Annotated in this window: 13 protein-coding genes and 1 pseudogene; 7 read left to right on the top strand and 7 right to left on the bottom strand. The window is 75.4% G+C overall.

Annotated features, from left to right (window positions below):
* Positions 1-85: 85 nt before the first annotated feature.
* Positions 86-289: pseudogene (locus tag ACQ614_RS02300) on the bottom strand (helix-turn-helix domain-containing protein); the annotation flags it as partial.
* 131 nt (positions 290-420) lie between these two features.
* On the opposite strand from ACQ614_RS02300, the gene ACQ614_RS02295 reads away from it, so the two are divergent.
* Positions 421-633: a hypothetical protein gene (locus ACQ614_RS02295; protein ID WP_363492991.1), complete on the top strand. Its 213-nt coding sequence runs from the start codon at positions 421-423 to the stop codon at positions 631-633.
* Between the two features lie 334 nt (positions 634-967).
* On the opposite strand, the gene ACQ614_RS02290 is transcribed toward ACQ614_RS02295, so the two are convergent.
* Positions 968-1,402, bottom strand: coding sequence for a VOC family protein (locus ACQ614_RS02290; protein WP_431676452.1), 435 nt, complete (start codon positions 1,400-1,402; stop codon positions 968-970).
* A gap of 514 nt (positions 1,403-1,916) precedes the next feature.
* Between ACQ614_RS02290 and ACQ614_RS02285 the strand changes: the two genes are divergently transcribed.
* Positions 1,917-2,513 (top strand): hypothetical protein, encoded by a 597-nt coding sequence (locus tag ACQ614_RS02285; RefSeq protein WP_431676451.1) that lies wholly within the window; start codon positions 1,917-1,919, stop codon positions 2,511-2,513.
* 81 nt (positions 2,514-2,594) lie between these two features.
* Here ACQ614_RS02285 and ACQ614_RS02280 read toward each other — a convergent pair whose 3' ends face one another.
* A complete protein-coding gene (locus tag ACQ614_RS02280; protein WP_431676450.1) occupies positions 2,595-2,888 on the bottom strand; it encodes a DUF1905 domain-containing protein in 294 nt (97 codons plus the stop codon).
* 368 nt (positions 2,889-3,256) lie between these two features.
* Between ACQ614_RS02280 and ACQ614_RS02275 the strand changes: the two genes are divergently transcribed.
* Positions 3,257-3,715, top strand: a complete 459-nt coding sequence (locus tag ACQ614_RS02275) for a hypothetical protein (protein ID WP_431676449.1) — start codon at positions 3,257-3,259, stop codon at positions 3,713-3,715.
* A gap of 352 nt (positions 3,716-4,067) precedes the next feature.
* On the opposite strand, the gene ACQ614_RS02270 is transcribed toward ACQ614_RS02275, so the two are convergent.
* Positions 4,068-5,264: an Ig-like domain-containing protein gene (locus ACQ614_RS02270; protein ID WP_431676448.1), complete on the bottom strand. Its 1,197-nt coding sequence runs from the start codon at positions 5,262-5,264 to the stop codon at positions 4,068-4,070.
* 277 nt (positions 5,265-5,541) lie between these two features.
* Between ACQ614_RS02270 and ACQ614_RS02265 the strand changes: the two genes are divergently transcribed.
* The gene (locus tag ACQ614_RS02265; protein WP_431676447.1) at positions 5,542-5,892 is read left to right on the top strand and encodes a hypothetical protein; all 351 of its coding nucleotides are present in this window, start codon (positions 5,542-5,544) and stop codon (positions 5,890-5,892) included.
* Between the two features lie 336 nt (positions 5,893-6,228).
* Here the strand turns inward: ACQ614_RS02265 and ACQ614_RS02260 are convergent, their stop codons facing one another.
* The gene (locus tag ACQ614_RS02260; protein WP_431676446.1) at positions 6,229-6,861 is read right to left on the bottom strand and encodes an HAD family acid phosphatase; all 633 of its coding nucleotides are present in this window, start codon (positions 6,859-6,861) and stop codon (positions 6,229-6,231) included.
* A gap of 229 nt (positions 6,862-7,090) precedes the next feature.
* Here ACQ614_RS02260 and ACQ614_RS02255 point away from each other — a divergent pair, with 229 nt between their 5' ends.
* Positions 7,091-9,916: a DUF6493 family protein gene (locus ACQ614_RS02255; RefSeq protein ID WP_431676445.1), complete on the top strand. Its 2,826-nt coding sequence runs from the start codon at positions 7,091-7,093 to the stop codon at positions 9,914-9,916.
* Positions 9,917-9,982: 66 nt separating this feature from the next.
* Here ACQ614_RS02255 and ACQ614_RS02250 read toward each other — a convergent pair whose 3' ends face one another.
* Together ACQ614_RS02250 and eccCa are read right to left on the bottom strand one after the other, a co-directional pair.
* On the bottom strand, positions 9,983-12,400 hold the full coding sequence (locus ACQ614_RS02250; RefSeq protein ID WP_431676444.1) for a hypothetical protein: 2,418 nt from the start codon (positions 12,398-12,400) through the stop codon (positions 9,983-9,985).
* A gap of 134 nt (positions 12,401-12,534) precedes the next feature.
* Positions 12,535-16,545: a type VII secretion protein EccCa gene (gene eccCa / locus ACQ614_RS02245; RefSeq protein ID WP_431676443.1), complete on the bottom strand. Its 4,011-nt coding sequence runs from the start codon at positions 16,543-16,545 to the stop codon at positions 12,535-12,537.
* A 241-nt stretch (positions 16,546-16,786) separates the two neighbouring features.
* Between eccCa and eccD the strand changes: the two genes are divergently transcribed.
* Both eccD and eccB read left to right on the top strand, forming a co-directional pair.
* The gene (gene eccD, locus ACQ614_RS02240; protein WP_431676442.1) at positions 16,787-18,169 is read left to right on the top strand and encodes a type VII secretion integral membrane protein EccD; all 1,383 of its coding nucleotides are present in this window, start codon (positions 16,787-16,789) and stop codon (positions 18,167-18,169) included.
* A gap of 75 nt (positions 18,170-18,244) precedes the next feature.
* Positions 18,245-19,717 (top strand): type VII secretion protein EccB, encoded by a 1,473-nt coding sequence (gene eccB / locus ACQ614_RS02235; RefSeq protein WP_431676441.1) that lies wholly within the window; start codon positions 18,245-18,247, stop codon positions 19,715-19,717.
* Positions 19,718-19,860: the final 143 nt, after the last annotated feature.

Below are 19,860 nucleotides of genomic sequence, written 5' to 3'. Positions count from 1 at the left end.
GACAGTCGCATCAGGCCGCCGCCGGGTCGGGCCGTCCGGCACTGCACCGGACGGGCCGCCCGGCGGCGGCCGTGGCTCTGCCGGGCTACTGGCCCGGGCCGGTTCCGGCCGGTTCGGCGGGGCCGGGTGGTGGTGGCCCGGACGGTGGCGGGTCGGCCGGGGCGCGGGTTGCGTGGAGCAGACCGCCTGCGCGCAGGGCGTTGAGGTGGTGGCTGGCGGTGGCGGCGGAGATGTCGACGCGGTTGGCGGGCTCGGTGGTGCTGCGGACGGCGGTGAGGGCCGTGAGGACGGTGGCCCGGGTGCGGCCGCATTCGCCGTCCCGGCCCCGAGTACCGGCACCGCAGGTCCGATAATCCCGGCGATCAAGGACGGATGGGGCGTATGGTCGTCAATCCCCCTCAAGGGAGAGGAGTTGACCTGATGGGACTTTTCAAGGACGCACCGCCACAGGTGCATCCGGAGTACACCCAGCTGCGCTTCATGGCCGCCGGGTCGCCGTCCTGGTGGAAGCAGAACCGGCACCGCGTCCTGGCCGTCGCGGGCCTCCTGGCCGGCTTCTGGCTGGCGGGACACCACGACGCCGCGCCCGGCACCTGCGAGACCCCGGCCGCCACGGCGAGCCCCGCCCGCTGATCCGGGCGCCGCTGCGGCGGCCGGGCCGGGTGGGGCGGCACATCCCCGGGCAGGGACTGCACTGCGGCGAGTCCGTCACTCGGGCTTGTGGCGCTCCTGGGAGCGATGAGGAGTTCAGGTACGGCTCCGTCCTCGGGTGCCGCGCTCGCCCGCCGCGTGCCGGAGCCCCGGTCCTCGGCAATTGCGCCCTGGCGAGCGAGGTCGTCGCCGACAGCAGCCCAGAACCAACGAGGAGACGCTGTTCGTGACCGTCCCGGTCAAGGACCGGGCGCGCGCCCGGCCGGAGACCCTCGCCGCCGGGTAGCGGCACCCTGGCCGTGGGCCTCGGTGCGGGTCACTGTTCTTCGCCGAGTTCGGTGAAGAGGGTGAGCTGCAGGGCGCCGGGTGCCTCCAGCCGGGAGTTGAGCGAGTTCCACGGTGTGCGGACCGGCTCGGCGACCACCTCGGCCCCGGCCGCAGCGAGCGCGGCGGTGGTGGCGGTGGAGTCGTCGACCTGGAAGGCCACCCGGATGTGGCCGGCCACCCGCCGGCCGACCTCGACCTCGTCGATGAACGCGGCGTTGCCCGGGTCGGTGATCTCCAAGGTGGCGCGTCCGGCCTCCAGGATGGTCACCCGGCCGCCGGGCGAGGCGAAGGCACCGCGCTCGGTCAGCCCGAGTACGTCGCGGTAGAAGTGCAGCGCCTCCTCGTAGTCGTCCGCCGTCACCACCAGACGGAGTTCGCGAACGCCGGGCTCGTTCCCGGGGGCGGCAGGGGTTGCGTCGGACATCGTGGCTCCTTGTGCGGACGACGAGTGTGCGGACGGAGAACCGGCGGCCCGTCCGATCCATTCTCCGTGGTCCGGCCCTGCCCGTCCTGTGCGGTTCTTGAACCGCGTGGCCGGGCGGGAGTGCCGGACAGGTGCCGGGCTGTGGGAGGGGAACGGGTACGGCCTCGGTGGGGGAGCGGCCGAGCAGGACGCGGGAGCGGGCGTCCATCGGCCGGGAGGAGGAACTCGGTCGTTCCGGGGAGGCTCTGGCCGGTGGCCCGGAGGCGCCCTTCGCGTTCTACGTTCTCGGGCCGGGCGGTATCGGGAGGTCGGCACTGCTGCGCTGTCTGGCGGACCGGGCCCGTCCTCACCCGGTCCGGCCTGCCCGCCGACTGGACCCCGTCCACCTCCTGACGGAAACCCGAGCACACCCCCGGCCGGCGGCAGGAAACCCCTGCCGCAGGCCGGCGCCACCTCCAGACCGGCAGAGGGAGGCCGCGTAGTACAGTCCGCTCAAACGATCATCGGGGGGGGGATGGCAGCGAGACGTCGCAGGCGGATCGCGTGGTGGCTCAGGGGTCTGGCGTTGGTGGCGCTCCTGGCGTACCTGCCGGGCTTTCAGGCCTCCCACTCGGGCGGGCTGGTGGAGGTCGAGCGCTGGTTCGACCACCCGGTGGTGCTGCTCGGGGCCGCCGTCGTGCTGACCGTGGCCTCGGCGGTGATCGAGCTCGAGTTCCGCACCAGATGGTCGCAGCTCGGCTGCGCGGCCGCCCTGGTGGCACTCGGCGCCGTCGGGCTGCCGATCGGATTCCTGTCGTTTGTGCTCGGCGGAGACGGGCGGGCAGTCGACCGGAAGGCCGACCCGAACCACCCCGACCACGTGTTGACCGTGACCGACACCGCCTTCTCGATCGACCCGGTCTACCACGTGGAGCTGCTGACCGGCAGCGGCTGGTCCGCCCGCCACTGGGATCTGGGGGTGTGGGAGGAGGGCGACGGGCGCGGCTACTTCAAGAGCGCAGACTGGTCCGGGCCGGACCGGATCACGGTGACCACGGAGAAGGAGACCACGGTCTTCACCCTGGACCCGCTCAGCGGTCGGCCGAGCGAGCCGAGGGTGGGGCAGCGGTAGTCCGCTCGGCCGCCGAAGGCGCGGCGGAACCGAGATCCTGTCCACGGCAGGTCCTCCGGGCGGGGGCCATGCCTGTGCCTGTCAACGGTTGAGACGGACCGTCATCTCGACGCTCACCCGGTCGCCTGCCGCGAGGCCATGGGGTTTGCGCACGGCGCTCTTGAGCGGGAGCAGGTAGCGGCCGTCCTTCGGGAAGAGCGAGGTGGCGAAGGCCACGTCCCCGATTCGGGCGTCGACGGGGATGGCGCCCCAGCCGTACGTGGCCTGCGAGGCGATCTCCTGGATGTCGGCGGACTGTTCCTCCGGCACCGGGACGAAGTAGAACGGCGAGGGCCCGCGCCACTCGATGACGCGGCCGGCGAAGGCGAGGTCCATGGGGAGAGTCCGTTCCTGAAGGGGAGCCCGGGCCCTGCAGCGTAACGCTGTCCGGGTCCCGTGTGCCGACGGGTCCCGAGTTGAGTACTTGTACGGATACCAGGAGTCACACCGCTTTCTTAGGCTCTGCGTTCGTGTCACAGACCAGGGGGATCAGTGAGCGACCGGATCAGCGTCGAGCCGAGCGAACTTCGCGTGCCGGGCAGCCGCCGCCGCTCGTCCCCAACCGCGCCGCCTCGCTGATGATGGTGACCACCATGCCTGCCACCCGCAACGCCTCTCCGCGCTCTTCGTCGTCGGCTGTACCGGTCCGTCGGATCCCCGCCCTGGTACTGACTGCCCTCACCACCCTGACTGCCGGAGGATGCATGTCCACCCCGGGAAGGAACGACCCGTTGCCCGTCATGGCCAAGGCCGACGCCCGGGCGTGGGCGCAGCACATGACGGAGTCCCTCGCGCAGAGCGCCGGTGTGACGCTGACACCGACCACCGCGAAGCCGTTCTTCGGCAACTGCGTCGGCAAGCACGACGAGGTCGCCGACGACGGCCGCTACACCCTCAGCTACGCGGTCGACAGCACCGTTCCCCTGCAGCATCATCCCGAGGCCGTCAAGAAGATCCGCGCCGCACTGGAGCGGCAGAAGTTCAGCATCGACGGCTACCGGGAGACCTGGGAAGGCCGGCCGTCCGCGCTGTTGGACGCCGCCGACACCGACGGCCGCTACCTGGTCAGCGTCGAGACAGGCGGTGGTACCGACCGCCTGCTCTTCCGGGTCAACACTCGGTGCCTCATGCCCCCGTCCGCCGCTTCTCCGGGTCAGCGCTGAAGCGGGAAGGGCGCCATCTCCGCCGGACCCGGGCAGAAGGTCGTTTGAGGGAGACCCGCGTCGATGCATCGTTCCAGCGCACTGAACAGACGCCGTCGCTTCAGCAGCGCGGTGACTGCCGCACTGTCCCTGTCGCTCCTCCTGGGAGGCTGCACGAACAGTCCGGACTCGTCAGGCCCCCCGCCCGGCGAGGATCAGGCCGTCACGCGTCCGCCGACCACGCGTCGTGGTCGGCGGCGCAGGTGCCGGCTCGGTCCTCTGTCGTCCCGTGCTCCTGTCTTCGCGTCCCCGCCCGTGCCTGCCCCCGCCGGTTCGGTCCGCGCCGAGCGGCCGGCGGCCGTGCGGGCGGCGGTCACCACTGGGCCCAGGGCATGGTCCAGCCGCTGAGGCCGTTGGCGGGGTCGAGGGGCTGCTTCTTGACGGAGTTCCGGATGATGACGACGTCGCCGACGAGGGAGGCGGCGTAGACCTTGCCGGCGGTGGAGTTGTCGTCGCCGGCCGGGGTGTCGACCATGCCGATGCAGCCGTGGCTGATGTTCGACCGGCCGACGGCTCCGCCGGACTGCGGGTTGCCGTGCAGGTAGGTGCCGCTGGTCGTCAGACGCATCGCGTGCGGCTCGACGGCGTCGTAGCCCTCGCCCACGAGGCCGACCTGGCCCCGGGAGGTCATCTTCTCCATCCGGCTCATGGCGGAGATGACCATGGTGCCGTTCCAGGACGGGTTGTCGTTGGTGCCCGCGGTGATCGGGATGGTCTGGTCGGGCTTGCCGTCCTCCTTGACCACCATCTGGTGGGTGCGGGCGTCGACCTCGCTGATCCGGGAGCGGGCGACGGTGAAGTTCTCGTCGCGCTGGGTCGCGCCGTACACGCCGGGTGCGAGTTCCACGCTCTTGGTCCGCAGGTGGATCTTCACCGTGGTGCCGGGGTTCCAGTAGGCGGCGGGGCGCAGGTCGAGGCGGGTGTCGTTCTCGAACCAGTGACCCCTGACCTCGGTGCCGTCCGAGGCCTCCACGGTGATGGCCTTCTCGGCGTCCTTCTTGTTCTTGACCTTCACGCCGAAGTGCACCGAGATGATCATGCCGACGCCGAACTTCCGGCCCGTGACGACGTTGTCCTCGACCTTGGCGGTCTTCGTCGGGGTCAGGGTGGTGAAGCTGCTGGTGGCGGTGGCCGCCACGCCGGAGGCGTCCACGGCCTTGGCGTTCACGGTGTAGGCCGAGCCGACCGCGAGCCCGCCGGTGGCGGGGATCCAGGTCAGGCCGTCCGCGGCGATGGCGCCCTCGACCGGCCTGCCGTCCGTGCCGGTGACAGCGACCTCGGTCAACCTGCCCGTCGCCACCGACACCTTGACCGCGCCCGGGGCCACGTTCTGCGCGCCGTCCTTCGGCTCGATCGACAGCACGGCCGCGGACGCCTTCGCCGCACCGCCCCCGCCGGTACCCCCCGACCCGCCGGAGGCCTCCCCGGTGCCGCCGGCCCCGCCACCACTGCACGCGGTCAGCAGCAGAACCCCGCCCAGTGCCGCGCCCGCCATCGATGTCCGTCGCACGACGGCCCCCCTTCATCGGATCTTCCGGAGAGGTACACGCGTCGAGGGGCGCGCAGGTTGCGGCCGAAATGATCGAACAGTGTCACGGATGTGTACCGGAGGGAGTCGGCGCGTCTCCGAGGCGTGTCCTCGCCGTGAGCGGGCTCCTTGCGCCGTTGTCCGTGCTCGGGAACCGGGAGCGGGCGGGGTGCGTCGCGAGGCACAGGACGATTGGTCGGGGGGCGGTATGGGATATCCGGAGGAACGCGGGAGTGCCGGTGGCTGCGCGTGGGTTGCGGTGTGGAGCACGGCAGCGCTGCTCATTGCCACGACGGGCGTCCTCTTCGGCAACGCCCGGGTGGATGAGGCGTGGCACTGGTGCCTGACCCAGGATCACGAGCCCGATTCCGGGGCGGCCGCGGCCGCCCGCTCCGTGTGGGTCCTCATGGTCGTCGCGCTGCTGGTGCTCGGCGCGGTGCTCTCCCCGCTGCCGCGCAGCGGTTGGTACCTGGTGCCGGCGATGCTCGCCGTCGCCGCGGGGCTGACCTGGCTCTACGTCATGGGAATGGGGTCACCTGCCCCCTTGCAGGTCGGCGAGCCGATGGAGGACTCGTGCCGGACCATGCCGAGCTTCCCGTTCTGGCACTGAGCCCGTGGCGGCCTCGGCGGACCGCGGCCTGTCGGCCGCCGATGGAGAGGATCACGGGCAGGTCGGCGAACCACTCGTCCTCCTCGCCGATCCAGACGCACCAAGCCCGGTGACCCGCTCACCGACCAATGAGCCGAGCCACTGCCCGTCACAGCCTGCAATCCCAGCGGCGCTGCCGTGCCAGCAGGGCCTCCACCCTTCGATTCCCCAGGTCGCTTCCACGCGGTCCAGCCCACACCGCGACCCGAGCACGCCGCCACTCCTTTCCTGCCACGCCGCCCCCCGGGGCCGCCGCGAGCAGGGCGGTCCGGGGGCGGCGTCCGGGGCCGGCGGGTCTCAGGAGAGCACGCCGCCGTAGTCGGGCAGCTTGAAGGTCCGCTCGGCGTGACCGCCCACCAGGTCGGTGGTGTTGTTGCCGATGTTGGCGATGATCGTGTAACCGCTGCGCTCGATCTCCTGGCGCTTCGCCGTCTTGAAGGCCGAGGTCTCCTGGAAGAGGTCGAACAGCGACCGGCCGTACAGCCCGTCGACCGGGTAGCCGACCTTGGTCAGGTTGTACCGGGTGAAGGCGTCGATGAAGTCCGGCCGGGCGGTGACGAAGAAGACCTTCACCCCGCGGTCGTGCGCCGCCTGCGCCACCTTCAGCACCGCCGCGACCGCCGGCGTCGGGTAGGACGGCGTGTAGTCGGTCTCCAGGGAGGTGTTGTCGATGTCGAGGACGACCGCGGGCCGGTAGCCCGCCGGCGCCTGCGGCACTCTCTCCTGCACGTAGGCGCCCGCGGCGTCGGCGACCACCTGGACGTCCTTCAGCCAGGTCTCGTACGGTACGTTCGGGCGGCCGAGGGTCTGCACCTGGTCCGCGCCCCGGGCGGGTTCCGCGGCGGCGGCCGGCTGCGCCGCCCCGACGATCAGCACACCGCCCGTCGCCACCACGACCGCGAGATGCCGCACTCCGAACCGTCCTGCCATGCCCATGCTCCTTTGTTCGAGGGTGGGAGCAGGATGGCCCATCCCGGTTACCTGTCGGTAGACATCGGGCGAAGATCATTGCGGAACCCGATTCCCCTGCGCCCCACCGGACTTCGCCCGTGCCTCGCGCCCCGGCAGCATGCGGGCGGGTTCGGCGGCCGGCCCGGTGTCGTCAACACCCGCTACGGTTCCTGCCGGCACCACGGCGGTGCGGGAGAGGCGGGGAGCGGTGAACGACGGCACGGCCACGGTGATCGGCTGGGACGAGGTACGGGCTCTGATCGCGGGCCGGGTCCCGGGCCCGGTGATCGAGCGGCTGTCCGGGGTGCCCGCGGAGCAACTGGCCCACCTCCGCACCCCGCTGCGCCGGCTGCGGTCCGAGCTGTGCCGCGAGACGGTCTCCGCCGAAGCGGGCCGCTCCTTCGCCGCCTACGGACAACTGGCGGCACTCCAGGCGGCCGGCCTGTCCGCCGCCCGCACCCCGGCCGAGGCCCTCGACTGGCTCACGTACCGCCGCCTGCGGGACGTCACCTGGACGCTGCCCGACGGCGGCTCCACCAACGCGGACCACCGCGCACTGCTCGCCGTCCTGCTGGAACCGCACCGCGGCACCGCCTGGCAGCGCGAACTCGCCGCCCGCCTCGCCGAGTGGCTGCCGCCGCGCGGGGACGGCCCCCGCTGGCTGGTGGCGCACGGTCTCGCCGTCTGGTCCGGCGCGACGGTGCCGACCACCGACGGCTACGTCACCGGCTGGGTGCGCGAGGGCAGCCTGATGCGGTACCACCACCGCGAGATCGCCGAGTGGTTCGCCGACCAGGGCCTGCGCGAACCGGTGCCGCACCACGACACCCTGCTCTCCTGGCTGCGCGCCCAGCCCCGGCTCGCCGAATTCGTCCGCCGGCTGTTCGAAGTCCCGGACGTCGGAGCCGAGTTCACCGACCCGTACGCCGCCCGGTTCGGACCCGACAACGAGTGGCCCAAGGCCCTCACCGCGCTGGCCGCCGAGGGCGTGCTCGACCGCGCCGAACTGCTCGACCACTGCCTCGGCAAACTGCTCCGCGGCGACCGGCCGGGCAACCTGCGCGGCTTCCTCCACCTGCACGACGCACTCGCACCGGACCCGGACGAGATCCTCGCCCGCTCCCGCGACTACCTCCGGCTGGCCGCCGACGGAGCGCCCACCGCCGCCAAGACCGCCCAGGCCGCCCTCCGCACCCTCGACGACCGGCTGCCGGCCGACACCTTCGCCGAACTCACCGAGGCCGTCCTCGGCCGCCCCGAGAAGACCCTGGCCAACACCCAACTGACCTGGGCCGGCGCCCTGATGCGCCGCCACCCGGCGCAGGCCGACGCCCTGCTGCCCGCGGTCGCCGCAGGATTCGCCCACCCGGCCGCCGGAGTGCAGGACAAGGCCCTGCAGCTCGCCGCCCGCCACCTCGCGCAGGCCGGGCCCGACACCGTCCACGTCCTCCGCACCGCGGCCCGAGGGCTCGGGCCCGTGTCGGCGGCGGACGCCCGCCGCCTGCTCGGCACCGACGACGCCACGGCCGACGCGGACGCCGGCCCCGGGGCCGCCTCCGACCCGCTGCCGCCGGCCGCCCCCGGCCCCGTACCGGCCCGCCCGATGCCGCCGGCCGTGACCGGGCCGTACGAGCTCGCCGAGCGGCTGGCCGCCCTGCTGGCCGACCACAGCCCGGAGCCCGCCGAGTTCGAGGCGGTCCTCGCCGCCGCCGTCGCGGAGCACCACCGCGACGCACCGGCGGTCGCCGAGGCGCTCGCCCCGCTCGCCGCCCGGCGCGGCCGCGGCCGGCTGCGCCCGGGCGAGCTGCGCAGCGGCCAGGCGGCGCTGGGTTGCCTGCTCGACGTCCTGGCCGGGGGCGACCACGGCCACGACCCCGACGGTTACGCCGAGGAGCTGTGCGCCCTGCCGGCCCACCTCCGCACCGCTCCCGTGCTGCCGGCGCTGCGGGTGTTCGAGGCCGTGTCCCACCTCGCCGCCCACCGGGCCGACCACGATGGCTCCGGCGGCCCGGTGCCGGTCCTGCTGGCGACGCCGACCGGTGCCGACGGCGCCCTCGATCCGGCCGTCCTCGCGGACCGGCTGGACGCCTGCCGGGCCGCCGGTGCCGTCCCGTGGCCCGTCGACCTCGCCCAGGCGCTGCTCCGGCTGCCGCCGGACGCGGTGGCCGCGGCCGCCGACCGGGCCCGCGGGCTCGGCGCCGAACTGCCCACCCTGGCCCTGGAGATGCCGGAGGACTTCCACGTCCAACGGCCGGACATGCCCGAGCGGACGGGGCCGCACGGCTGGGAGCCCCCGGTGGCCCCCCGGATCGTCCCGTGCGGCCGTCCGGGGCCGGACCTGGCGGCCGTGGCGCCGGCCGACCGGCCCGCCGTACTGCTGTCCGCGGTACCCGATCACGGCGAGTCCGGGTTGTTCGCCCTGGGCGGGCACTGGGCGGGCAGCCCGGCCTGGCTCGCGCAGCTGCCCGTCCAGACGCCCTGGCACCCGGAGTCTGCGGCGGCCCATGCCGTCCCGTCCCTCGCCGTCCAGGCGGTGGACAGCGACGGCCCGCGCGGGGCGAACCCGGTGCTGCCCCTGCTCGCCGAGGCCCCCGGCACCCCTGGCCCGGTCTGCCACCTGGCCCTCGCGTACGGGCTGACGGCCGCCCGCGCCGACCACCGCACGGCCGCCCTGGACGCGCTGCTGACCATGGCCGCGCGCGGCACCCTGCGGGGGCGGGACCTCGGCGGGCGGCTCGCCGGGCTCTGGGAGCTCACGGTCGCCAAGCCGAACCGGTTCCTGCCCGTCCTCGCCGACGCGGCCCGCGGCGGAGCGGGCCCGGCGGTGTGGCCCGTCCTCGCCGCACTGATCGCGGAGACCGCCGCCGCACCCGCCCGCCGCGGCCTGGCGGACCTCCTGACCACCGCCGCGGAATGCGCCGCCGCCTCCGGCATCCGGGCCGGCCTGCCCGCCCTCGACGCGCTCACCGCTCCCGTCGCCCCCAGGCGGGTCCGGACGGAGGCCGCCCGGCTCCGGGAGGTGCTGGCCGCCTGACCGTGGTGCGCGGGTAGCGGCCCGTCCCGCAGCGTCCGCTCGCAGGCGCTGTGCCGCTCCCCGGGATCATGAGAGGGAAAGACCCGGTGCGAGGTGGTAGCGGCTCGGACGGGTGGGCACGCGGCGTTCCTGCGGGGTGAGCGAGTCACGGCGCCCGAGCCAGGTCAGCAGGCGCTTCCTCAGGTGCTGTTCGAGGCCGTCGGCGGTGTCCGCGTCGGCCTGCCGGGTGGTGGGCCGGAGGGCGGACTCCCGGAGCAGCACCCGGGTCGGGACCCCGTCGCCGCCCGGCAGCACGTCGAGCACGGCGAACCGCGTGCCGGGCAGGAACACCACCTCGGACTCCTCGTCCTCGACGAACACCGCCGTCCGCCGACCGGTGAACGACCACACGGCGAACTCGACGGGCACCCCCAACTCCACGTCGTGGGCGGGGAGTCCGACGACGGGCGCCGGATCGGTCAGGACCTTCCCCGGGAGGTAGTGCCGCAGTCCGTCCTCGCCCGCGCGGGCACCGAGCAGGAGCGGGCCGTGGTGGCTGGGCAGCCTGCGCAGCCCGGACGCGAGGCAGGCGAGGTACGGGGCCAGCGGCCCCGGGGCGGGTCGGCGGGCCGCATCGACCAGGTCGGCGCGGGAGGCGGGCACACCGGTGTCCGCGTGGTGCAGGTAGACCGCCGCGAGGTCGGTCCGCAGATCGTCGGGGCCGCTGGAACGAAGCGTCGGCAACCGGGTGGCCGCGAGGTCGGCGCGGGCGGCGCAGTGCCGGAAGTGACTGCCGACCAGTGCTCTGAACGCTGCCTGTTCGTGAGCGTGGTCCGGGTGGGAGGGGGCCCCGGACGACGCGCGCCCGCCTTCGTGGCGCTGCTGCGGCACGGGCTGTCGGCGCGGATCGGGTTTCTCCCGGTGGCCTGACACCGGGTGCGGGGACTGTGGGGCCCCTGAGGAGGGCGGCGTCTCCCCGGGAGCGGCGGCCGGGTCGGTGCGGCCGACCGCCGGCGGGAGCCCGCGCACCAGCTGCCGCGGTTCGGCCGCCCCCTGCCGGGCGAGCGCCGTCAGCAGGCGTTCGGCGGCAGCCGTGGCCTCGGGCGGTACGGGCTGCCGGTCGGCGCCGACGACCAGGAGCGGGGCGGCCGGGTCCGGGTCCAGCCGGCGGGGTCCGTGGTCCTGCACCGGGCCCGGCGGGCGCAGCCACAGCCCGGCCGGTACGGCCTCCACGCACCATCCCGGCGGCTCGGAGTCGAAGAGCGCGGGCCCGCGGTGCGCCAGGGGGGCGGGGGCGGTGCGCCAGGCGGAGGGGACCACCCGGCGCAGTTCGGCCGAGGCGGTCAGTTCGGTCAGCCACGGCTCCCAGGACGGCACGCCGTCCGTGTCCAGGACGCGGGAGGAGAACCCGGCGGCGGTGCGCATCGGCAGGCCGACGGCCGCCCGCACGTCCCGCGCCAGTTCGGCGCTGAGGCCCGCGGCGAGGTGGGCCAGGTCGGCGACGCCCGTCCACGGGGCGCTCAGCAGCAGGTCGGTGTCGGGGGAGGGGAGCAGCGGGCGGACGGCGTCGGCCAGCCGGTCGGCGTCCGGCAGCCGCTCGCCGGGCCGGCCGACGACCAGGACGAGGGTGTCGTCGGCCGCGGCCGCCCGGTGGAGCGCCCCGGGGACGGGTGTGCCGGGCGGCACCGGCTCGGTGGTGATCCATTGGCCGGCGGCCAGCGGTGTGGTGGCGAGGCCGTGGGGGAGGGCCGACGGGGCGGGCCCTGCGGTCTCGGGCGGTGCGGTCTCGGGCTCTGCGCTCTCGGGCTCTGCGGTCTTGGGCGGTGCGGTCTTGGGCGGTGCGGTCTCGGGCGCGGGACGGCCGGCAGGAGGCCCGTCGGCCGCCGGGGCCGGTGGCCAGATCGGCCCGAGCGCCCGTGCCGGTCCGGCCGGCGGGCAGTACCACCAGGTCGCGGGCCCGCCGTCCTCCGGCGCGGTGGCTGCCAGCGTGCCGTCGGCCCGGAGCGTGACCGTCCCGTCGGGAGCCACCACGGGCAGACCGGCGCGTGCGGCGACCTGCTCGGCCTGCCGGCGCCCGGAGGCCGGGGCGGCGAGCCCGGATGCGGCGAGGACGAGCGTGTCGGCGCCGCGTTCCGCGGCCGTGCGGGCCAGCTCGTCCAGGTGCCCGAGCAGGACGGCTGCCGCGTCCGGCGAGGCGGCGACCACGATCAGGGCGTCCGCCGCGGCGGGCAGCCGCGCCAGGGCCGAGGCGAGCGCGGCGGGAAGGAGGGGCCGCCGGGTGCCGCCGGGCCCGTCCGCCGGGGCGGCGATGACGAAGTGGGGGCCTTCGGGATACAGCGCGGACCGCTCGGCGGCAGGTTCCTGCCGAGCGGGCGCGCCGGTCGTCGCACCGCGCCGTCGGGCGAACCCGCGCCACCCGGGCGCGGCGTCCCGGTGCGGTCCGGCGGCCGGCGGTCCGGATCCGGCAGGGCCGGCGGCCGCGGACTCCGTTGCTGCTGCGTTCAACGTCCACCTCTTCCCGGAGCCGGCCGATCCGCAGCGGGCTCCCTCCGGATCCACGGATCCCGCCGGCGCCGCGGTTCACGGTGCGCGCCGTGGCGGCCGTCCGCGCTGCCGGTCCCACCGGGACGGCCGCTGCCCTACGGCAGCAGGCCCACCGCGGAGGCACCGCCGTCGTCGTCCGGTGCGAGACGCGCGGTCTGCACCTGCACCGTGCGGCGGCGGGTGATGTAGAGCGCGCGGCCAGGCGGCAGGGGACGGGGCTTGACGCTGCCGAAGAGCTGGCCCTCGCTCGGCGGGCAGGACAGCAGTGCCACCGGGGTGTTGACCTCCTCCAGGCGGCGCAGCAGCGCGTCGGAGGCCGCGCGCCCGATGCCGTTGGCGCTGCGGGCGACTACCAGGTGCAGGCCGAGTTCGGTGCCCTGGGCGAGGTGTTCGAACAGGGCGGCGAACGGATGGCCGCCGGTACTGCCGGCGTTGCCCGAGACCAGCTCGTAGTCGTCGACGACGACGAAGAGTTCGGGCCCCTGCCACCAGTCGCGGAGCTTGAGGCGGGCGGGCGGGAGATCGGCCCCGGGCACGCGGTTGGCCATGGCGCGGGCCGCGCCGGCGACGATCTGGCGCAGGACGTCGACGGCGACGGCGTGGCCGAGCCGGTACTCCGCGGGCACGGCGTCCTGGAGACCGCGGCGGTAGTCGACCAGCATGATGCGGGCCTGGTCGGGTGTGTAGGCGGTGGTGACGGCGTTGGTGACGAGTTTGAGCAGGTTGGTCTTGCCCGCTTCGCTGTCGCCGACGACCAGCAGGTGGGGTGTCTCCTCGAAGTCGTGCCAGAGCGGTGCGACGGTGGTGTCCGCGAGGCCGATCGGCACGCGCAGCCGCCCCTCGGGTGCCGGGAGGGCGGCGGCGTCCACGGACAGCGGCAGCATCCGGACCTCGGGGGCCCGCGGCCCGCTCCAGTGGGCGGCGACCGCGTCGACGAGGTCGGCGACGGCGTCGGCGAGGTCCTCGGTGCCGCTGCCGCCGTCGGCGCGGGGGAGGGCGGTGAGGAAGTGCATCGCGTCGGTGGTGAGGCCGCGGCCGGGGACCTTCGGCACCGTTCCGGCGGCCCGCATGTTGACGGCGGAGTCGACGGGGTCGCCGAGCCGCAGTTCGAAGCGGGTGCCCAGGAGGTCGCGCAGGGCGCCGGTCACCTCGCCCCAGCGGGTGGTGCCGACGACCAGGTGGATCCCGTAGTTGAGGCCGCGCTGGGCGATCAGGGTCAGGGCGGGGGCGAGGTCGGGGAACTCCTGGCGGACGGTGTTCCAGCCGTCGACGACGAGGAAGACGTCGCCGTGCCGCTCCTCGGCGAACTCCCCGGCGGCGCGGCGCCGGCGGAAGGCGGCGACCGAGTCGACGCCCAGTTCGGCGAAGCGCAGCTCGCGCGCCGCCAGGACCGCGTTGACCTCGGCGACGGTCCGCACCACCCGTTCGGGGTCGTGCCGGCCGGTGACCCCGCCGACGTGCGGCAGCCCGCGCAGCGCGGTGAGCGTGCCGCCGCCGAAGTCGAGGCAGTAGAACTGCACTTCCCCGGGGGTGTGGGTGAGCGCCAGGGCGGTGATCAGGGTGCGCAGCAGGGTGCTCTTGCCGCTCTGCGGGCCGCCGGCGATGCCGACGTGGCCGCCGGCTCCGGAGAGGTCGGCGGTGAGCAGTTCGCGCAACTGCTGGAAGGGGCGGTCGATGACGCCGACCGGCACGGAGAGGGTGCCGCGGGCGTCCCGGCTCTCGGTGGTGAGACCGCGTTCGGGGTGCGGGGCGAGCGGAGGCAGCAACTCGTCCAGGGTGGGCGGGACGCCGAGCGGCGGCAGCCAGACCCGGTGGGCGGGCGGGCCGGCGTCGGTGAGCCCGGCCACCGCGACGTCCAGCAGCGTCCCGGCCTCCCCGGGCGTCTCCTCCTCCGGTTCCCGGGCCGGTTGTGCCGGTTCGACGGGCCGGTGCGGTGCCACGTACGCGGTGCCGTAGGCGGCGACCTGGCCGGCCACCGCCTCCTGCCGGGCGGGCCTGCGTCCCGCGCGGTAGGGGCCGGAGACGTAGGCGGCCTTGAACCTGGTCAGCGTGGAGATGTCGCTGCGCAGGAAGCCGTTGCCGGGCTGGGAGGGCAGCTGGTACGCGTCGGGGACGCCGAGCACGCCGCGGCTCTCCATCGCGGAGAACGTCCGCAGGCCGATCCGGTACGACAGGTGGGACTCCAGGGCGTGCATCCGGCCCTCGTCGAGCCGCTGCGAGGCGAGCAGCAGGTGCACGCCGAGGGACCGGCCGAGCCGGCCGATCATGATGAACAGGTCCATGAAGTCGCGGTGAGCGGCCAGCAGTTCGCTGAACTCGTCGACCACGACGAACAGCGTGGGCAGCGGCTCCAGGGCCGTGCCGGCGGCCCGCGCGCCCTCGTAGTCCGACAGCGAGCTGTAGTTGCCGGCCGACCGCAACAGCTCCTGGCGGCGGACGAGTTCGCCGTGCAGGGCGTCCCGCATGCGGTCCACCAGCTCGGCCTCGTCGGCCAGGTTGGTGATGACCGCCGAGGTGTGCGGCAGCCGGTCGAGGCCGAGGAAGGTCGCACCGCCCTTGAAGTCGACGAGGACGAAGTTCAGCACCTCGGAGGAGTGCGTGAGGGCGAGCGCCAGCACCAGCGTCCGCAGCAGCTCGGACTTGCCCGAGCCGGTGGCGCCGATCAGCATCCCGTGCGGGCCCATGCCGCCCTGCGCCGACTCCTTGATGTCCAGGACGACGGGCGTGCCGTCGGCGGACAGGCCGAGCGGCACCCGCAGCCGGTCGGCGCCCGTGCGTCCGGCCCAGCCCTCGGCCACGTCGTGCCGGTGCAGGTCGTGGATGCCCAGCAGGGTGGCGAGGTCGAAGTCGCCGGCCAGCGGCTCACCGGCCTCGACCGCGTCGCCCAGCCGGTACGGCGCGATGCCGGCCGCCAGACGGCGGGCGGCGGGCGCCGACAGGGCGTCGGGCCGCCCGAGGCGCGTCACCTCGTCGCGGCCGTTGCGGTCCGCGCCGACCATGGCGAGGCCGCCGTCCTGGATCCGCAGCCGCAGTCCCAGCCGGTCGGGCTTCCACTCCAGCGCGTCCCCGATGTCGACCACCGTGGCGTTGCGGTACCCCGCGAGCGCGGCCCGCCCGGCCGGGCCGGCCGGAGGGCCGTCCAGCACGATCACCGTGTACGGCTCGTCCGGGCCCGGCACGGCGTCCGGATCGTACGGCGGCCGGCCGGTGAACTCGGCGCCGAGCAACTGCTCGGCCTCCGCGAGCGAACCCGCCACCAGCCGCACCGGGCCCGCCCCGTCGCTCTCCACCGGGTGCAGGGCGTGCGGCAGCCACTTGACCCACTCCCACTGCGCCCGGTGCCCGGCGTCGGTGACCACGGCGATCCGCAGCTCGTCCGGGGCCTGCAGGAACGCCAGCTGCGCCAGCATCGCGCGGACCAGCGCACGGGCCCGGTCGCGGTCGTCCGCGCGCAGCAGCACCCGCGCGTAGCCGGGCAGGTGGACGGCGACCGGCTGGTCGGGCACGGTGCCGTAGGCGTGGATGAAGCGGCGCAGCGCGTGGGCGCAGAGCGGCTCCAGGTCCTCGACCGGTTTGGTGGCCAGCGGCATGAGCCGCACCGCCAGCCGCTGCGGCCCGGTGCCGATCCGCACGTCGCCGAAGTCGGGGTGCGCGCTGCGCCGCTCCCACAGCCGGGAGGTGCGCGCCAGCGAGGACAGCGCGGACGGGTCGGGGTGGCGCCAGGCCAGCGCCTCCTGCTGGTGAGCCGTCTGCCGGCGGACCTGGCGGCGGACCTGCGCCAGGTATCGCAGGTAGTCGCGGCGCTCGGCGCGCAGCTCCCGCTTGCGGTCGCTGGAACTGCGGATCAGCTGGGTCACGAGCATGCCGACGGCGGACAGCGCCATCATGCCCATCGCGACGTAGGTGAGGACGCCGCCGCCGTCGCCGGGGCGCAGGAAGACGAACACCATGGAGAGCGAACCCAGTGCCATCGGCGCCATGGTGATGACGCCCGCCATGCCGCCCTGCTGCTCGGGCAGACCGGGCGGCTCCTGCAACTGGATCTCCCCGTCCGGCATCTCCGGGCCGGGGCGACGCGGCGGACGGTTGACCAGCACCACGCTCACCCGAGGGCTCCTCACACTGGGTACGGCCGACCGGGGTTCACCGGCCCGGGACGCACACCGCCCCACCGGGACGACGGGCGGACGCCCGCCCGGGGTTCACGCACGGCGGGCCCTTCGGCTCGGGGCGGGGGCCGGGCGTCCCGGCGGGCCGGTGAACCCGGCGGGCCGGGCCGTCCGTGCTCATCTGCGCGGGGCCGACCCGGCCCGCCCGTGCCCGAACCCGAGGAGCCGAGGAAGAGCTGTGAACGGGACCACCGTCACCGGACTGTGCCGCCTGAGATTCCGCACCCCCGACACGGCCTTCGACCTCGCCGTCCCCGCCGACGTCCCGCTGGCCGACCTGCTGCCGGCCGTCCTCGCCCACGCGGGCGGGGACCTCGACGAGCGTGGCGCCGACCACGACGGCTGGGTCCTGCAGCGCCTCGGCGGCCCGCCGCTCGACGAGGAGCTGAGCGCGGACGCGCTCGACCTGCACGACGGCGACGAACTCCACCTGCGCCCGCGCCGCGACGCCCTGCCCGAGGTGCACTACGACGACCTCGCCGACGGCATCGCCGCCGGCCTGCGGGCCCGGACCGACACCTGGCACCCGGCACTGACCCACCACCTGGCGCTCGGCCTGGCCGTGGCCGCCCTGGCCGGCGGGCTCGCCCTGCTGCTGCTCCCGGGGCCGCCGCAGCTGCGCGAGGCGGCCGGGGCCGTCACCGGCCTGCTCCTGCTGCTCGGTGCACTGAGCGCCGCCAGGGCCGTCGGGGACGCCGCGGCCGGCACCGCCCTCGGCGCCGCCGCCGTGGCCCACCTGGCCCTGGCCGGCGCGCTGCTGCCGGCCGGCACCGGGAACGGCACGGCCGGCGCCCGCCTGCTGGCCGGGGCGTCCGCCGGCGCCGGCGCGGCGGTGCTCGCCCTGGCCGCCGCCGGCTGCTCGGCGCCGCTCTTCCTCGGCACCGTCCTGGTCGCCCTGCACGCCGTCGCGGCCGGAGTGCTGATGCTCAACGGCATCGACCCGGCCGGTACCGCCGCCGCCGTCGCCGTGCTCGCCGTGATCACCGGCGCGTTCGTCCCCCCGCTCTGCTTCCGCCTGTCGGGGCTGCGCCTGCCGGCCCTGCCCCGCAACGCCGAGGAACTCCAGGAGGGCATCGAGGCCGTGCCCGCGGGCACCCTGGCCGACCGCAGCGCCGTCGCCGACGGCTACCTGACGGCCTTCCACACGGCACTCGGCCTGGTGCTCACGCTGTGCCTCACGATCCTCGCGGCGTACGGGACGGGCTGGGCGGCGCCGAGCCTGACGGCGGCCCTCGCGGTGCTCCTGCTGCTGCACGGCCGGGCCATCGGCAGCATTCCGCAGCGCCTCGCCGTGGTGCTGCCCGGCGCCTACGGCCTGGCACTGCCCGCCGCCGCCCTCGCTCCCGGCCTGGCGGCCGACGGCCGCCTGCTGCTGCTCGCCGGGCTGCTCTGTCTGGGCGCCGCGCTGGCGATCGCCGCCTGGACCGTCCCGGGCCGGCGGATGCTGCCGTACTGGGGACGGGCGGCCGACCTGCTGCACACGGTTGCAGCGATCACGGTGGTGCCGCTGGCCCTCCAGGTCCTCGGCGTCTACCACGCCCTGCGCGCGCTCGCGGGATGAGCCGGCACCCCTGACGGACACCCGGCCTGCCCACCCGGGCGGCACCGACGACAGGCCCGAGGAGCCGAACGAGAGATGCAGTCGAAACGCGACCAGGTCCAGGCCCACCTGTTCGTCACCGGACGCCTGGCCACCGGCCTGCTGCGCGGCGAACCCGATGCCCCGGACACCCCGACCGGCCGGACCTCCCGCGGCACGGCCACCGGACTGGCCGTCGCCCTGCTGGCCGCCCTCGTCGCAGGCCTCTACGGGGTGATCGTCCCCGGCGGCGCCACCGCCTGGAAACGGCCCGGCACCCTCGTGGTGGTCAAGGAGAACGGCGCCCGCTACCTCTACCTGGACGGCCGTCTCCACCCCGTCCTCAACGAGGCCAGCGCCCGCCTGCTGGCCGGCGACCGGTTCACGGTCGACCGGGTCGGGGCCAAGTCGCTGGCCGGCACCCCGCGCGGTACCCCCGTCGGCATCCCCGGCGCACCCGACGACCTGCCCGCACCCACCGCCCTCACCGCCGGCGCGTCCTGGTACGCCTGCGCCGTCGCCGGCCCCGGACCCGCCGCCCGCACCCCCGAACTGGCCCTCGCCGTCACCCCCGACCGCCCGGGCGACCACCTGACGGACACCCAGGGCGTCCTGGTCGCCGCCCCCGACGGCACCGAGCACCTGCTCTGGCACGGCCGCAGACTGCGCCTCGACACCCGCAACGGCGCCCGCCAGGCCCTCGGGAGGGCCGACATCACCGCCCGTCCGGTGACCGCGCCGTTCCTCAACGCCCTGCCCACCGGCCCCGACCTCGCCGCCCCGGACATCACCGACCGCGGCCGGCCCGGGCCGCTCCTCGCCGCCAGGCCGACCACCGTCGGCCAGCTGTTCACCGGGCCGAGCGGCGACCCCTACGTCCTGACCTCCGGCGGCCTCGCCCCGCTCACCCGGATGACCTACGAACTGCTGCGCAACGACCCGCGGACCCAGCGCGCCGCCTACGGTGGTGCGGCCGTCCTGCCCGGCATACTCGGCCCGGCCGACCTCGCCGCCCATACCGCGCCCGCCCCGTCCGCCGCGGACCGCACGGCGGCCACCGCCACGGCCGACCTGCCCGCCGCCCCGCCCGAACTGCTGGAGATCGCGCCCGGCCGGGCCGTCTGCGCCGACCTGCGCCCCACCGGACAGGCCCCGACCACCTCCGTCGCCCTGGTCGACGCAGCCGCCGTGACCGGCCTGCCGCCCGCCGTCCCGCCCGGCACCGTCCCCGGCTGCGCCACCGCCGACAGCGTCGCGGTGCGGCCCGGCTCGGGGGCCCTGGTGCGGGCACTGTCCGGGGCCGGCGCCGGCACCACCCTCTACCTGGTCACGGACACCGGTGCGAAGCATCCGCTGGCGTCGCCCGCCACCGCCGAGCGACTCGGCTACGGCGCCGTCACCCCGGTGGCGGTGCCCGAGACCTTCCTGGGGCTCCTGCCGACCGGGCCCGTCCTCGACGCCGCCGTGTTCACCGGGCCTGCCGGCACCGGCCCGGCCACGTCCGCACCCGGCCCGGCCTGCCCGCGCTGACACCGGGTCAGGGACCGTGCCCCAGGACCCGCAATCCGGCCGCACAACAGCTGAACCGGCGCCCGCCACGGCGCCGTTGAACCGACCGAGGGGGCATCACCGCCCCCACCGCCGCGGCACCGGCCGCACGATCCCGACCCGGG

The organism is Kitasatospora dryopteridis, assembly GCF_050749075.1.
In the GTDB taxonomy this organism is placed as follows: domain Bacteria; phylum Actinomycetota; class Actinomycetes; order Streptomycetales; family Streptomycetaceae; genus Kitasatospora.
This window is presented reverse-complemented; position numbering and strand designations above follow the sequence as displayed.

Excerpts from the sequence above, each read along its gene's own strand:
- ACQ614_RS02285 (WP_431676451.1), top strand. The coding sequence starts at position 1,917 with ATGGCAGCGAGACGTCGCAGGCGGATCGCGTGGTGGCTCAGGGGTCTG.
- ACQ614_RS02275 (WP_431676449.1), top strand. The coding sequence starts at position 3,257 with ATGTCCACCCCGGGAAGGAACGACCCGTTGCCCGTCATGGCCAAGGCC.
- eccB (WP_431676441.1), top strand. The coding sequence starts at position 18,245 with ATGCAGTCGAAACGCGACCAGGTCCAGGCCCACCTGTTCGTCACCGGA.
- ACQ614_RS02295 (WP_363492991.1), top strand. The coding sequence starts at position 421 with ATGGGACTTTTCAAGGACGCACCGCCACAGGTGCATCCGGAGTACACC.
- ACQ614_RS02290 (WP_431676452.1), bottom strand. The coding sequence starts at position 1,402 with ATGTCCGACGCAACCCCTGCCGCCCCCGGGAACGAGCCCGGCGTTCGC.
- ACQ614_RS02260 (WP_431676446.1), bottom strand. The coding sequence starts at position 6,861 with ATGGCAGGACGGTTCGGAGTGCGGCATCTCGCGGTCGTGGTGGCGACG.
- ACQ614_RS02280 (WP_431676450.1), bottom strand. The coding sequence starts at position 2,888 with ATGGACCTCGCCTTCGCCGGCCGCGTCATCGAGTGGCGCGGGCCCTCG.